General features: G+C 67.2%; 13 protein-coding genes and 1 pseudogene. 5 read left to right on the top strand and 9 right to left on the bottom strand.

The window, feature by feature from the left end; translation table 11 throughout:
• Positions 1–63: 63 nt before the first annotated feature.
• The 3 genes from N5J29_RS10805 to N5J29_RS10795 all read right to left on the bottom strand — a co-directional run bounded on the left by N5J29_RS10805 (position 64) and on the right by N5J29_RS10795 (position 2,738).
• Positions 64–474, bottom strand: coding sequence for a VOC family protein (locus N5J29_RS10805; protein ID WP_053519027.1), 411 nt, complete (start codon positions 472–474; stop codon positions 64–66).
• A 100-nt stretch (positions 475–574) separates the two neighbouring features.
• Positions 575–1,945, bottom strand: a complete 1,371-nt coding sequence (locus N5J29_RS10800; protein WP_065174823.1) for an amino acid permease — start codon at positions 1,943–1,945, stop codon at positions 575–577.
• A gap of 82 nt (positions 1,946–2,027) precedes the next feature.
• Entirely contained in the window at positions 2,028–2,738 is a 711-nt protein-coding gene (locus N5J29_RS10795) for an AraC family transcriptional regulator (RefSeq protein ID WP_053519032.1), read from the bottom strand.
• Between the two features lie 113 nt (positions 2,739–2,851).
• Between N5J29_RS10795 and N5J29_RS10790 the strand changes: the two genes are divergently transcribed.
• Together N5J29_RS10790 and N5J29_RS10785 are read left to right on the top strand one after the other, a co-directional pair.
• Complete coding sequence (locus N5J29_RS10790) at positions 2,852–4,942, top strand: catalase (RefSeq protein ID WP_164151610.1); 2,091 nt, start codon at positions 2,852–2,854, stop codon at positions 4,940–4,942.
• A gap of 35 nt (positions 4,943–4,977) precedes the next feature.
• Positions 4,978–5,448, top strand: a complete 471-nt coding sequence (locus N5J29_RS10785; RefSeq protein ID WP_164151608.1) for a hypothetical protein — start codon at positions 4,978–4,980, stop codon at positions 5,446–5,448.
• A 100-nt stretch (positions 5,449–5,548) separates the two neighbouring features.
• Here N5J29_RS10785 and N5J29_RS10780 read toward each other — a convergent pair whose 3' ends face one another.
• Positions 5,549–6,340, bottom strand: coding sequence for a hypothetical protein (locus N5J29_RS10780; RefSeq protein ID WP_065182649.1), 792 nt, complete (start codon positions 6,338–6,340; stop codon positions 5,549–5,551).
• A gap of 108 nt (positions 6,341–6,448) precedes the next feature.
• On the opposite strand from N5J29_RS10780, the gene N5J29_RS10775 reads away from it, so the two are divergent.
• Positions 6,449–7,240, top strand: coding sequence for a hypothetical protein (locus N5J29_RS10775; protein ID WP_164151606.1), 792 nt, complete (start codon positions 6,449–6,451; stop codon positions 7,238–7,240).
• 55 nt (positions 7,241–7,295) lie between these two features.
• Here N5J29_RS10775 and N5J29_RS10770 read toward each other — a convergent pair whose 3' ends face one another.
• Positions 7,296–9,422, bottom strand: a complete 2,127-nt coding sequence (locus N5J29_RS10770; protein ID WP_164151604.1) for a methyl-accepting chemotaxis protein — start codon at positions 9,420–9,422, stop codon at positions 7,296–7,298.
• Positions 9,423–9,657: 235 nt separating this feature from the next.
• On the opposite strand from N5J29_RS10770, the gene N5J29_RS10765 reads away from it, so the two are divergent.
• Entirely contained in the window at positions 9,658–10,617 is a 960-nt protein-coding gene (locus N5J29_RS10765; RefSeq protein WP_164151602.1) for a L,D-transpeptidase, read from the top strand.
• A gap of 4 nt (positions 10,618–10,621) precedes the next feature.
• Entirely contained in the window at positions 10,622–11,263 is a 642-nt protein-coding gene (locus N5J29_RS10760) for a M23 family metallopeptidase (RefSeq protein WP_164151601.1), read from the top strand.
• A gap of 102 nt (positions 11,264–11,365) precedes the next feature.
• On the opposite strand, the pseudogene N5J29_RS10755 reads toward N5J29_RS10760, so the two are convergent.
• The 4 genes and pseudogenes from N5J29_RS10755 to N5J29_RS10740 all read right to left on the bottom strand — a co-directional run.
• Positions 11,366–11,631, bottom strand: a pseudogene (locus tag N5J29_RS10755) (hypothetical protein); the annotation flags it as partial.
• Positions 11,632–11,703: 72 nt separating this feature from the next.
• Positions 11,704–12,060, bottom strand: coding sequence for a hypothetical protein (locus N5J29_RS10750; protein WP_164151598.1), 357 nt, complete (start codon positions 12,058–12,060; stop codon positions 11,704–11,706).
• Positions 12,061–12,211: 151 nt separating this feature from the next.
• Positions 12,212–13,504: an adenylosuccinate synthase gene (locus tag N5J29_RS10745; RefSeq protein WP_053518619.1), complete on the bottom strand. Its 1,293-nt coding sequence runs from the start codon at positions 13,502–13,504 to the stop codon at positions 12,212–12,214.
• Positions 13,505–13,780: 276 nt separating this feature from the next.
• Positions 13,781–13,966: a DUF2065 family protein gene (locus tag N5J29_RS10740; RefSeq protein WP_053518621.1), complete on the bottom strand. Its 186-nt coding sequence runs from the start codon at positions 13,964–13,966 to the stop codon at positions 13,781–13,783.
• Between the last annotated feature and the right edge of the window lie 56 nt (positions 13,967–14,022).

Below are 14,022 nucleotides of genomic sequence, written 5' to 3'. Positions count from 1 at the left end.
AGCGGGCCGTTTTCGTTTACGGTAGCGCCGGGCCATGCCCGGCGAGCGCAGCGGCTGGACCGATCACGGATCCGGCATCTGCCCCAGGCTCAACTGCCAGGACACACCGAACCGGTCCTGCACCCAGCCGTAGCGATTGCTGAAATCGTAGTCGCCCACCGGCATCAGCCAGTGCCCGCCCTCGCCCAGCACGCGCGCCGCGCGCTCGAACTGTTCGGCGCCACCGCACTCGACGAACAGCGAGATCGACGGACTGAAGGTGAAGTCGTGCACATCCAGGCTGTCGAAGCACAGATAGTTGGTGCCGCCGAGCATGAAGGTCGCCTGCCGCACCTGGCCGGGCACTCCCGCCCCTGCGCCGTCGGGATGGCGTTGCAGGGCAAGCAGCCGGAAATCGGCGAACGCCTCGGCGTACAGGGCCAGGGCCGCCTCGGCCTGGCCGGTGAACATCAGGAACGGACGACTGCGCAGCATGGGGTGCTCCAGTTCAGCGGGCCGATGACGGCCCCGCGAACAGGATGGCACGCAGGATGTATGCCCGCTGTAGAGCCAAGCCCACGCTCGGCTGTACGGATCAGGCCTCGCGCATGCGGCGCGCGATCGCACTGCCGGCCGCGATCGTGGCGGTCAGGGCCACCATCGACAGGAACTGCAGGCGCGTATGCGCCTCGCTCAGCAGCAGGCCGAAGATCAGTGCCAGGATCGCCAGGGCGCAGCAGGTCAGCCACGGGAAACCGGCCATGCGGAACGGCAGGCGCGAGCCGAGGCGGTCCGCACGGCGGCGCAGCACCAGTTGAGAAAGCAGCGACAGCGTCCACACCAGCAGGCAGGTCGAGCCGACGATGTTCAGCAGTACCGGCAGCACCTTGTCCGGGAACAGCAGTTCCATCACCGTCGCGGCAAACCCGAACAGCACGCTGGCCAGAACGGCGATCACCGGCACCTGCCGCGGGTCGGTCCAGCCCAGCACGGCCGGTGCCTCGCGGCGCTGCGCCAGCGAATACATCATCCGCGACGCGCCGTAGAGGTTGGCGTTGAGGGCCGACAGCAGGGCGATCACTGCGATCAGCGTGATGGCCGTGCCCGCCCCCGGAATGCGGGCCGCATCCAGCACCGCGGCGAACGGCGACTTCAGCGCTTCGCTGGTCCACGGCACCACGGCTATGATCACGCTCAGCGAGCCGATGTAGAACACCAGGATGCGCCAGGCCACGGTGCGGATGGCGCGGGCGATGCTGCGCTCGGGATCCTCGGTCTCGGCCGCGGCAACGGCCACGATCTCGGTGCCGCCGAAGGCGAACACCACCACCAGCAGGGCTGCGCCGATACCGGCCAGGCCCTGCGGTGCAAAACCGCCGTGTGCGGTGAAGTTGCTCAGTCCCGGAGAGGTCACCTGCGGCAGCCAGCCCATCAGCAGCGCGAAACCGATGGCGATGAACGCCAGGATCGCCACCACCTTGAGAATGGCGAACCAGAACTCGAACTCACCGAAATTCCTGACCCCCAGCAGGTTGATCGCGGTGAAGAACAGCATGAACGCCAGGGCGGCCATCGGCACCGGAATGGCAGGCCAGACCGTGGCCAGCAGGCCCGCCGCTCCCACGGCCTCGGCGGCGATCACGATCACCAGCTGTACCCACCAGAGCCAGCCGACAGTCGCCCCTGCCGTGGCGCCCATGGCGTCGGCGGCATAGACCGAGAACGCGCCGCTGGTCGGCTTGGCCGCCGCCATTTCGCCCAGTGCGTTCATCACGATGATCACCAGTGCGCCGGCCACCAGGTACGACACCAGCACCGCCGGGCCGGCCGCCTGTACGCCCACACCGGAGCCCAGGAACAGGCCCGCGCCGATGGCGCTGCCCAACCCCATCATGATCAGCTGGCGTGGCTTGAGCGAATGGCCCAGGCGGGAGGGCGAGGCAGGCGTAACGGGGCTGGCGGGCATCGGCAGGAGTGGGCGGCGGCTACAGGGGCGTCACCTTACCCTGTCCCGCGCCTGTGGGGATAGGCACAGTGCAGCAGGCCGCTCAGGCCAGCGCCGGCTCGCCGATGCGGGCGCGGTAGGCGCGCGGCGAGAAACCGGTTTCGGCCTTGAACTTGCGGGTGAACGCGCTCTGGTCACTGAACCCGCAGGCCTGGCCGATGCAGGCGATGCTGTCGTCGCCATGCAGCAGATGCATGGCCATCTGGATCCGCAGCCGCGTCAGCACCTGCTGCGGGGTCATCTGGAACACCTTGCGGAAGCTGCGCTCCAGCTTGGACAGCGAGAACCCGGTGATGTCCAGCAATGTCTGCATGCGCACGTTCTCGGCGTAATGCGCGTTGAGATGGGCCAGGGCCAGCCGCAGCTGCTCGTACTGGGTTCCCAGGCTGTCCTTCTGGCCCAGGTCGCGCGAGATGCCGATCAGGCCCTCGATGCTGCCGTCGACCACCAGCGGCCGCTTGCAGGTCAGGCACCAGCCCGGCTCGCGGTTGGCGAACAGGTGCAGCTCCATCAGGTTCTCGATCACCTCGCCGGACAGCACGCGTGCGTCCTGGTCGACATAGTCCGCACTGAGGCCGGTCGGGTAGATCTCGGCCGCGGTACGCCCGATCACGTCCTTGCGCGCGCGCAGGCCCAGCCGCCGCAGCATGGTCTGGTTGACGTGGGTGTAGCGGCCCTGGCGGTCCTTGATGAAGAACAGCACGTCCGGGATGGCGTCGAACAGGGCTTCGATGTCGGCGGGCTCGACTCGCATGCCCCAAGCATAGCCGAGGCGCCCTTGTCCGCGCGATCACCTGCGCGGGACCGGGGCTTAACGTCTGGCGCGCGAGGGTAGAGGTTGACTCCCCCGCTACAGGACCTGGACCCATGGCCGCCAGCAAGCCCACCGGCAAGCGCGCACCCGCCCCCTCCCCCGACCATCGCCGTGGCGACGGCGACGAACTGCACCTGCACGCCGGCGGCACGCACCCCCCGATGACCACGGCCCAGGGCATCCCCGTCGCCGACAACCAGAACTCGCTGCGCCAGGGCCCACGAGGCCCCACCCTGCTGGAGGACTTCATCCTCCGCGAGAAGATCACCCACTTCGACCATGAGCGCATCCCGGAGCGCATCGTGCATGCCCGCGGCAGCGCCGCCCACGGCTATTTCGAACTCACCCACTCGCTGGCCAAGTACACCCGTGCGCGCATCCTTGGCGAAGTCGGAAAGAAGACTCCGGTGTTCACCCGCTTTTCCACCGTGGCCGGCGGTGCCGGGTCGGTCGACACCCCCCGCGACGTGCGGGGTTTCGCGGTGAAGTTCTACACCCCTGAAGGCAACTGGGACCTGGTGGGCAACAACATCCCGGTGTTCTTCATCCAGGACGCAATGAAGTTTCCCGACCTGGTGCATGCGGTGAAGATGGAACCGGACCGCGCGTTCCCGCAGGCAGCGAGCGCGCACGACACGTTCTGGGACTTCATTTCGTTGATGCCCGAATCGATGCACATGATCATGTGGGCGATGAGCGACCGCGCCATTCCACGCTCGCTGCGCATGATCGAAGGCTTCGGCGTGCACAGCTTCCGCCTGTTGAACGAGGCCGGCGACTCCACCTTCGTCAAATTCCACTGGCGGCCGAAGCTGGGCATCCAGTCCACGGTGTGGGACGAGGCGTTGAAGCTGCAGGCCGCGGACAACGATTTCCATCGGCGCGACCTGTTCGAGGCGATCGAGCGTGGCGACTTCCCCGAATGGGAACTGGCCGTGCAGCTGTTCACGGAAGAGGAGGCCGACGCATTTCCGTTCGATCACCTGGACCCGACCAAGATCATTCCCGAATCGCTGGTGCCGCTGAAGGTGATCGGGCGCATGGTGCTGGATCGCTGGCCGGACAACTTCTTCGCCGAAACCGAGCAGGTGGCCTTCTGCCCGGCCAACGTGCCGCCCGGCATCGACTTCAGCAACGACCCGCTGCTGCAGGGCCGGCTGTTCTCCTACCTGGATACCCAGCTGATCCGCCTGGGCGGACCCAACTTCCACCAGATCCCGGTGAATGCGCCGAAGTGCCCGTTTGCCAACCACCAGCGCGATGGGCATATGCAGATGCAGGTGCCCAAGGGCCGCGTGGCCTACGACCCCAGTTCGCTGGAGGACGACAGCCCGCGCGAGACACCGGCCGGATTCCGCAGCCATGCCAGCGCGGATGACGGCCGCAAGGGGCGCACGCGTGCCGAGAGCTTCGCCGACCATTACAGCCAGGCACGGATGTTCTTCCGCAGCCTGGAAGCACCCGAGCAGGCACATCTGGCCTCGGCACTGGTATTCGAGCTGTCCAAGGTGGAAACGCCCAAAGTGCGCGTGCGTACCGTCAGCCACCTGCGCAACATCGACGAAACCCTCGCGCAGCGGGTGGCGGAAGGACTGGCGCTGCCCACCCTGCCCGACCCGGCACCCACTGCTACGCCGGCACAGGACATGCCCCCCGCACCGGAAGTCCGCGTGATCGGCCGCAACAAACCCACCCTGCAAGGGCGCTGCATCGGCATCCTGTTTGATGAAGGCTCCGATGCCGGTGTCATCAGCAGCCTGCGCAAGGCCGCCGAGAAGGCCGGCGCCGCGGTGAAGCTGGTGGCTCCCAAGGTGGGCGGCGCCACCCTGAGCAACGGCAAGCTGCAAGCGGCCGACGGGCAACTGGCGGGGACTCCATCGGCGGTGTTCGATGCGGTCGCGATCGTGCTCAGCGAGGAGGCCGGCAAGCGGCTGTCCAGCGACAGTGCGGGGCTGGAATTTGCCAGCACCGCGTGGGCACACCTGAAGGCCATCGGCAGCGATGAAGGAGGCCGGGTGCTGCTCAAGGCGGCGCGCGTGGGCAAGGATGCAGGCATCGTCGACGCGGGCGATGCCGGCGCTTTCCTCGCCGTCGCCGCCACCCGCCAGTGGGCCCGCGAACCGAAGCTGCGGCAACTGGCCTGACGGCCTCACCCCCATCGCCTGCAAGGAGACGTGTCATGCCCCGTGGAGACAAATCCGCCTATACCGACAAGCAGAAGCGCCAGGCTGAACACATCGAGGAAAGCGAGCGCGAGCGTGGTGCCAGTGAAAGCACCGCCGAACGCATCGCGTGGGCCACCGTGAACAAGCAGGATGGCGGAGGCAAGCGCAGTGGCAGTGCCCGCAAGGGCGCCAAGAAGACTGCGAAGAAGGCGGCCAAGAAGACTGCGAAGAAGGCGGCGAAGAAGACTGTGAAGAAGGCGGCGAAGAAGGCACCGGCAAAGAAGGCCGCAACGAAGAGCACTGCGGGAAAAGCACCGGCGAAGAAGGCCGCAAAGAAGACTGCCGCAAAGAAAGCGCCCGCGAAGAAGTCCATCGCCAGCACGCGCAGTGCGGCCGCGAAGAAGGCAGCGGCAACCCGGGCGGCAAAGAAGGCGGCACGCTCGACCGCCGCGAAGAAGGCCGCGCGCACCCGCGCAGGCGGTTGAGATGCACCCGGCAGCGCAGCGGGCACACGATGCCTGCGGCCCTGCACGGTGACGTGGCGCACGCCGGGCAGCATGAGCACCCGGCGGCGCCACGGCTCAGTCAATCGCCGGCCCGGCCCTTGGGCGCGGGTGCCGCCACGGCCACCGCCTGCAGCTTGCGCACCGCAGCGATCGGAATCGCTTCGGCCCGTCGCTGCTGCGGCCACCAGACGAACAGGAATGCGCTGCTGGAGCCCAGCAGGCGCGCGGTGCCAGGCAAGGGCGCCGCGTCGCCGTTCAACTGCAGGCGGATCACTTCCCCACGTCCCTCGTTGCGGATCTGCTGCCCCCGCACCTGCACGTAGTTGGCCGCGCCGATGGCCATGAAAGCGGCCACGGCCAGGGTCATCGCCGTCAGCGGCCGCAGCCCTACGCCCTCCCAGCTGGTCAGTACCGAGCGCATGAGCACCGCCCGCCATGCCCAGTTGCGTGCGCGCAGTTGCTCGAGCTTGGCCGCATTGCGCATCCGTAGCGTGTCCGGCCAGCTCACCAGCAGCACCAGCAGCACCCCCGCAGCCAGCAGCAGTGCATAGGCCGGGTCACGGATGCCGGCCACCAGGAAATCGCTGGGCTGCAGGTAATCCAGAATCGACAGCTCGAATCCCCGGTAGAACCAGAAGCTGCACCACAGCCCCAGCAGCGACACCAGCAGATAGGCAGTGGTGAACAGCAGTGCCGGCTCACGGCGCATGCGGGACAGCGCCTGCATCACCGCCGAGTCATCATCACCACGGGTCAGCGGCAGCATCGACCAGTCGGTCGCTGCTTCCGGCTCCGGTGGCGCCGCAGCCACCTCGATGCCCTGCACCCGCGGCACATCGCCATAGGTCCCTTCCGGTTCCCTGTTGTCCATGCCCGCTCCCCTTTTCAGCGAGCATCGCCGAAAAAGGTGGCGCGCGGTAGACCACCGGCCTGCGGCATACTCCACGGTGCCGCAGGGCGCAGAGCGGAGGAAAGGGCCATGAAACGATGGACTGGCATGTTGGGGCTGCTGGCGTGGCTCTGCGCCGCGTCACCGGCCGTTTCCGGCAATGCGCGGGCTCCCGCCGCGCCAGCGGACGATGTGGGTACCGCGCAGGCCGTCGCACAGGCTGAAGCGCGTGGCCGGCAGATGTTCGAGCACGACCTGGCGGCCGAGCGCGCAACCGACGCCCTGCTCGAACAGGGCATGCGCGGCGACACCCGGGTAAGGGGCTGGATAACCGAACAGCGCGGCAGCCACTACGAAGTCAGCATGATCGGCGACGGCGCAGTGGTCCTGTATAGGGCCGCCACCGACGCGCAGGGAAGGATGACCGGCGCAACCGAGACTCTGGATGTTCCAGCGGCGCCAACGACCTACCAGGCCGGCGCTGCCGCCGCACGGGCGCTGGCGTTGAACAGCGCCTTCGACGCCTGCGCGCAGACCTACAACAGCGTGATTCTTCCGGCGCCCGGTACGGCCGCCGATGCGTGGACGGTCTACCTGCTGCCCGCCACCACCGATCCTGCCGTAGTTCCGCTGGGCGGCACGCATCGTCTCGACATCGCCCACGGTCGGATCGTCTCCCGCCGCGCCTTCACCCACAGCTGCATCCAGCTGAAGCGTGCGCCACCCGGTGCGGCGATGTTCATCACCCATCTGCAGGACCCGACACCGACCGAGATCCATGTGTTCTGGAGCCTGTGGGCCCGCTCGCCGATGTACGTCTCCACGGGTAAGGACGTGATCTGGAAGATCGAGGACGGCCGCATCCGCCGCATGCAGGACTGACCGGCCACCACGCGCGAACACGTGGCGGCCCGTACCTTCAGGCGGCTGCCGACGGTCAGGCCGCGCGTGCTGCCACCGTGCGGACTACACCGCTCTGCTCGATATGGAACACCGCGACCGACGCGGTCAGCGCATTGGCCTGCTCTTCCAGCGCGCGGCTGGCGGCAGTGGCTTCTTCCACCAGTGCGGCATTCTGCTGGGTCACCTGATCCATCTGCACCACCACCTGATTGACCTGTTCGATGCCGGCCGCCTGTTCCTTGCTCGCCGCAGCGATGTCACTCATCAGCTGGTTGGTGCGTGCGCTGGCCTGTGCCAAGCGGGCAATGGCTGCTTCCGACTCGACCGTGACCGCCAGACCGCTCTGCACCTTGCCTGCCGCCTCTTCGATGAGTTCCTTGATCTCCTTGGCGGCGATGCCCGCACGCTGCGCCAGCGTGCGCACTTCACTGGCGACCACGGCAAAGCCGCGGCCCTGCTCACCCGCGCGGGCAGCTTCCACCGCAGCGTTCAAGGCCAGGATGTTGGTCTGGAAGGCGATGCCATCGATGACCGTGGAGATTTCCGAGATGCGCGCCGAGGACTGATCGATCTCTCCCATCACAGACGCCATCTGTGCCATTGCCTGTTCGGTGGCCCGCACCGCCGCGCCGGCAGCGTGTGCCTCGCTGTCGGCCTGGCGGGCCAGCTCGGCATTCTGGCGGACGGTCGAGGTGAGTTCTTCCATCGATGCCGCCGCTTCTTCCAGGTTGGCGGCCTGCTGTTCGGTACGGCGGGACAGGTCGCTGTTGCCGGCGGCGAGCTCCTGCGCGGCAGTGTTGATGCTGTCGGCAGCGTCCTGGATGCCGCGCACGATACCGGTCAGCTGGGCCGTGGTGGTGTTGGCATCGTCGCGCATGCGGGCGAACACGCCGTCGTAGTGACCGTCCATGCGCGCAGTGAGGTCGCCCCCGGAGATCGCGCGCAGCACATCGGAGACGTCGGCGATGCTGGCCTGCGAACTGGCCATCATGCCGTTGAGCTGCTCGACCATCGCCCTGAACTGATACTGGAACGCACTGGCATCCCCACGCACGCTGAAATCTCCAGCGCGCGCCGCGCGGACCAGGTCGTCAATCTGGGTGTTGACTGCCAGCAGGCTCTGTTTCACTGCGGCCAGGGTGCGGGTCAGCGTACCCTTCTCGCCGGGATAGTCCGGAAGGTCGCGGCTGAGGTCGCCGATGGCATAGCGCTGCATGACCTCGGCCATCAGCAGTTCCACCTGCACGTGTGATTCCACCAGGCTGTTGGTGGCCTGCACCATGCGCCCGAAATCGCCCGGAAACGCGCTGGCGTCCATGCGGTAGCGGATCGCACCCGCCTCGTGCTGCTCGGCCATGTGCATCTGCGCCCCGATGGCGGCCTGCACGCTCTGCCGCACGCTGGCCATCGCCTCGCCCAGCCGGGTCAGCTCGTCACGGCCGCCGAGGCGGAATTCCTGGTCCAGCTGGCCCTTGGACAGGCGCTCGGCCAGGTTCACCGCGCGTGCCAGCGGACCGGTCAGGCTGCGACCGATCATCACCGAGGCGGCAATGCCGACCAGCAGGGCCACGCCTCCCAGCACCAGCAACTGCAGCAGACTGCGTTCACCCAGGCGGATCGCCTCGGCGGCGGCCTCGCGGCTTTCCTTCTCTTCGAAGTCGACTCCCTCGGACAACGCCTTGTTCCAGCCGTTGGCCGCGTCCTGCACCGGCCCCAGGGTCAGTGCCACGGCAGCGGGGTAGTCGCCCTGCTCCATCAGTTCGCTGGTCTGCTTGTTGAGCGGGCGCGCAAGGGCGCGCTTGGCCGCGATGGTTTCAGCGATGGCCTTGCCCTCTGCATCGCCTGGCAGGGCCTGATAGGCGGACCAATCCGCCTCGTAGCGCTTGACCAGGTCGGCAATGCGCTTCTCGTCGCTGCCGCGCTCTTCGCCCTGGCGGATCAGCATTTCGCGGCGCACTACCATCATCTGGTTGTTGGCATCGAGCATCTGCGACAGCAGGCGTACCTTGGCCACACTGACGTCGACTACCTGCTGCATCGCGCGCTTCTGCACGACACTGGCGGTGGCGCCGGTGGCCACCACGGCCGCGACCAGCAGCAGCAACAGGCCAAAGCCCAGCCCAAGACGCCAGGCAACCCTGACATTCCTCAAGTAATCCATGGGTACATCCAAAACGGGGGGATGCGCCCGTATCGGCCGCGCCACCGGCAATCTTGATCGGCAACAAGCACGGGCGTCGGCAGCCGTTCACCTTGGTGAGGCCCCGCCCCGTACTTCTGCGACAAGGGCCTGAGCCACGCCGGGGCTGCCCTGCTCATGCCGGCATCAGGTTGCTTTCACGGAGGCTGCGCAGCCTCTGCGGGCAGGGTGGAGCTGCCATCTGCCGGAGATCTTCATGCCCGTGTACCGCCCCGCCCTGCTCGCCCTGTCCTTGCTGGTGTCGCCCGCCTTCGCGCAGGTACCGCCGCCGGCCCAGCTGCCGGAGCCCATTGCCGAGAAGGCCGGACCCGATACAGCAGCCCGCTCGCCGCTGCACGCCCAAGTGTTGCTGGATCGCGCCAATTTCTCCCCGGGCGAGATCGACGGTGAAGTCGGCAGCAACCAGCATCGGGCCGTGGCCGGCTTCCAGGCGGCACACGGCCTGACGGTGAGCGGAGAGCTGGACGACAGCACCTGGGAGGCTCTCCAGGCCGAGACGATCGCGCCGCTGGCCAGCTACACGCTGACGGCCGAGGATGTTGCCGGTCCGTTCCAGTCCATTCCCAAGAAACCCGCCGCACAGGCAAAGCTGAAGTCGCTGGGTTATAGCAGCGTCGAGGAAGCGCTCGGTGAACGCTTCCACGCGTCCCCTGCCCTTCTGAAGTTGCTCAACCCCGGCGTCGATCTGGCCAAGGCCGGCAGCCGTGTCCAGGTGCCCAACATCGCCCCCGCGGCATTGCCGAAGGCGGCGAAGATCGTGGTCGACAAGTCCGATTCCACTCTTCAGTTGCTGGATGCGCAGGGCAAGGTGATCGCACAGGTGCCGGTTTCGTCCGGCAGCCAGCACGATCCGCTGCCGATCGGTGAATGGAAGATTCTCGGCGTCCATCGCGACCCGCCGTTCCACTACAACCCCAAGCTGTTCTGGGATGCGCGCAAAGGCGAGAAGAAGGCCACGCTGCCGCCCGGTCCGAACAATCCGGTCGGCCGGGTCTGGATCGATCTGTCCAAACCCCACTATGGCCTGCACGGAACGCCGGTACCCGGGCATGTCGGCAAGACCGAATCGCATGGCTGCGTGCGCATGACCAACTGGGATGCACTGCGCGTGGCAGATGCGGTCGATACCTCCGTTCCCGTGGTGATGCAGGAGTGAGCCGATGCGACTTTCGCAGTTGATCGTGCTGGGCGTGCTGGTGGGTGTGGGAATGGGCTGGTGGCTGCGCCGCGATGCGGGTGAGCCAGTAGCGGTTGCCCGGCCTGCAGCACCACCTGCGGTGGCTGCGGCGCCGGAGGTTGCGGCTGCGACGCCGCGTGTGGGCGCTGCGGCCCCCACGGCGGTGCCGCCGTCCAGCGCCACCGATGCGCCAAGCGGCCTGCTGCTGCCGGTGCAGGGCGTACTGCCTTCGCAGCTGCGCGATACCTTCACCGATGCCCGCAGCGAAGGGCGCGTGCATGATGCAATCGACATCATGGCCGACGCAGGAACCCCGGTGCTGGCAGTGGCCGATGGGACGGTGGAAAAGCTGTTCGACAGCAAGCGTGGGGGGCTGACGATCTACCAGTTCGAGCCGAGCGGGCACTGGTGCTACTACTACGCCCACCTGCAACGCTATGCCGATGGCCTGGCCGAAAAGCAGGTGATCAAGCGTGGCGAGGTGATTGGCTACGTAGGCAGCACCGGCAACGCCAGCGCCGAGGCCCCGCACCTGCATTTCGAAGTGCACGTGCTGGGGCCGGAGAAGCAGTGGTGGAAGGGGGAATCGATCAATCCGTACCCGCTGTTGCAGGCGGGAGGGTAGCGCGTGTGCCGCGTGGCAGAGCCAGTCGCAGTGATGCCCGATTTGGGCACGATCCTAGCCGTATTGGGTATCTGACAAGTACCCCGCCGGGCATGGCCCGGCCTACCGGCGTCGCCACCGCCGCAGCGCGATGCTGGCGGTCGCCAGCCCGCCACCAGCAAGCAGTAACAGCAGTGCCAGGGGCTGCCAGAAGAAGAACGGCCACAGACCTCCAGCACGGTCAGCCGCAGCCAGGAACGCCCGCGCGGACGTGCGTCGCCGCGCCCATAGCCGAAGTACGAGGCGGCAATTCCAGCGGACTCAACCGATTCCAGTGCGCGGGTGATGCCGGAACCCGGCACGTCCGAACGCGCGCCAGCACGGAAGTCAGTCTGAAGCGCGTGAACCCACCCGATACCTCGCCAGATGGCGAGGCCAGGCATCGCACATGCGGAAGGGGGTCAGGCCGGCCTGACTTCTCTGCAGACCGGCTCGGCAAGTTCGCGGCAGGCGAAGAACAGCCCTTCCATCCCACCTTCGTCCAGGTGCCTGCGCGGCGTCGCCATGGTGGCGCAACGGTTGGCCGCATGCAGCATCTCCACCGCGGTGAGGATGCCCACGGCCGCACGGTCGATCCGCGCCAAGGACTGACGTCGTCCGTCGGACAGGTTCTCCTCCGGCCACAACACGCCATCGGAGCCCTCGCCATCACGGATGCGGGTGAGGCAGCCTTGGAACGTGCTGAGATCGTCGGCGGGATTGGCGTCGTCGTTGATGGGCTCAACAACATGGAACGGCGGGGTCTTGCGAGCGGTCATGGTGTCGGCTTCCGTGGCTGCACTTGACAGCGCCACCGCCGACAGATGAAACCGGCCCAAACTGAAGCGCCGCGACCCCACAGGGAGTCGCGGCACTCTTTTTTTCAATTGAACAGCGTTACCACCACGCCGGACATGGCCCGGCGCTACCTCAGGCGAACGGATCCTGCAGGACCATGGTGTGGTCGCGATCGGGGCCGGTCGAGACGATGCTGATCGGGCAGCCCGCCAGCTCCTCCAGCGAACGCAGGTAGGCGCGCGCGGCCGGCGGCAGGTCATCCCATTGGGTGATGCCGTGAGTGTTCTCGCTCCAGCCCGGGAACTCCAGGTACACCGGGGTGCACTCTTCCCAGCCCTGCGCGTCCAGCGGTGCGTACTCGGTACGCTTGCCGCGGTATTCGTAGGCGATGCAGACCTTCAGCTTCTCCATGCCGTCCAGCACGTCCAGCTTGGTGATGCACAAGCCGCTGATGCCGTTGATGGCCACGGCGCGCTTGAGCGCGACGATATCCATCCAGCCGCAGCGACGCGGACGGCCGGTCGAGGCGCCGTACTCGGCACCGCGGTCGCGGATGCCCTGGCCGATCTCATCGTCCAGTTCGGTCGGGAACGGACCGCCGCCGACGCGGGTGGCATAGGCCTTGGCGATGCCCAGCACGTAGTCGATCGCATCGGCACCCACGCCGGCGCCGGCCAGTGCGCCGCCGACGGTGGTGTTGGAGCTGGTGACGTACGGATAGGTGCCGTGGTCGATGTCCAGCAGCGCGCCCTGCGCGCCTTCGAACAGCACGCGCTTACCCTGCTTGCGCAGGTCGTGCAGGATGCCGGCGACGTCGGACTTCATCGGCTCGACGTACTCGCCGAAGGCAAGTGCCTCGTCGTAGGTCTTCTGGAAGTCGATCGCGTCGGTGTTGAGGTACTTGGTCAGCACGAAGTTGTGGTAATCCAGCGCGGTGCGCAGGAGTTCTTCCAGCTGCTTGGGGTAATGCAGGTCGGCGATGCGGATGCCGCGACGTGCCACCTTGTCTTCGTAGGCCGGGCCGATGCCACGCCCGGTGGTGCCGATCGCCTTGCCGCCGGCAGCGCGTTCGCGCGCCTGGTCCAGGGCGATGTGGTACGGCATGATCAGCGGCGCGGCCGGGGAGATCTTCAGGCGCGAACGCACTTCCACGCCGGAGGTTTCCAGCTCGGCGATTTCCTTCTGCAGCGCGGCCGGCGAGATCACCACGCCGTTGCCGATCAGGCACAGTGCGTCGTCGCGCAGGATGCCGGACGGGATCAGGTGCAGGACGGTCTTCTTGCCGTTGATGACCAGCGTGTGGCCGGCATTGTGGCCGCCCTGGAAGCGCACGACCGCGCCGATTTCCTCAGTGAGCAGATCGACGATCTTGCCCTTGCCTTCATCGCCCCACTGGGCACCCAACACTACGACAGACTGACCCATGACGGGCTCCTCGATTTGTTGCGGCCATCGGGGCCGCGGACGGGTAAACCGTGGCGGGGGTGGCCAGCGCGGTCATGGCGGCTCCAAACGGGGAGCGGCCGGCGATGGATGGCCCAGACACGGAAAAAGCCGAACGGGGGAGGCCCGTCCGGCTTTTGTGCATTATCCGGGTTTCCGGGGTCGGGTGCCACCTTTCCGACGGACGGCTTCACCCAGCGGTCAGGGGCCCGAAACGGGGTCAGATCCCTTTCCTGCGGAAAGGAATATGACCCGCTGCTAATGCCGTGCCCACCACAGCAGGCTCAGGCCGGCCAGCAGGATCAGGCCGCCAAAGCTGCGCAGGGCCGGTCCAGGCAGGTCCAGCAGGCGCTCGGCCATGCGCTTCCAGGCCAGCGGGGCCGCGAACAGGAACAGGCCTTCCAGCACCGCGACCAGGCACACGGCCGCGAACAGGTCTTTCATCGGGAACTCCAGAAATGGCACGGGGCCCGGCATCTGGCCGGGCCCCGTGGGTAGTG

Source organism: Stenotrophomonas sp. GD03680 (assembly GCF_029844625.1).
GTDB classification, from domain to species: domain Bacteria; phylum Pseudomonadota; class Gammaproteobacteria; order Xanthomonadales; family Xanthomonadaceae; genus Stenotrophomonas; species Stenotrophomonas maltophilia_P.
The sequence above is the reverse complement of the archived record's forward strand: the minus strand, read 5'-3'. Positions and strand labels throughout refer to the sequence as shown.